We start from the raw sequence: 554 nt of genomic DNA, 5'->3' as shown, positions 1-554 counted from the left end.
GCCACAGGACTTGCCAATCTACTACAAGGGAGCATCTACCATGACAGCATCACCCGCTTTCTAAACAGTGAAACACTCACCGCCAAAGAACAATGGCAACTGATTAAACCCATGCTAAGACAGCATGAAAATGCCACACCCAATGCCATCGGCTATCTCATCTTTGATGACACCATACAGCCCAAACCGCACACAAGCGTCGACGACATCAACTGCTGGCACTACGACCACACCCAAAACAAAAATGTTAAAGGCATTAACCTGCTTAACTGTCTGTATCATCGCAAAGATATCGACATACCCTTAAGCTTTGACATCATCACCAAACCCAATGTCTTTACCGATGACAAAGGCAAGGTTAAACGTAAAAGTGATAAAACCAAAAATCAGCGACTGCTTGATATGTTTGATAGGGCAATCAAAAACCAAGTCAAATTCGACTATGTATTAGCCGATTCTTGGTTTTCAGCCAAAGCGACATTCAAACATATTCGTAAAGCTAACAAGCATTTCATCTTTGCGTTAAAGTCAAATCGCTTGGTGGCTTTAACCCC

At 42.6% G+C, this 554-nt stretch carries 1 protein-coding gene; it reads left to right on the top strand.

The genetic code is table 11. The features are described 5' to 3' along the window. On the top strand, positions 1-554 hold a 554-nt coding region (locus ACH0AB_RS11950), incomplete at both ends, for a transposase (RefSeq protein ID WP_406878283.1).

This window comes from Moraxella sp. 179-F 1C4 NHS (assembly GCF_045370505.1).
Classification (GTDB): Bacteria; Pseudomonadota; Gammaproteobacteria; order Pseudomonadales; family Moraxellaceae; genus Faucicola; species Faucicola tetraodonis.
The sequence above is the reverse complement of the archived record's forward strand: the minus strand, read 5'-3'. Positions and strand labels throughout refer to the sequence as shown.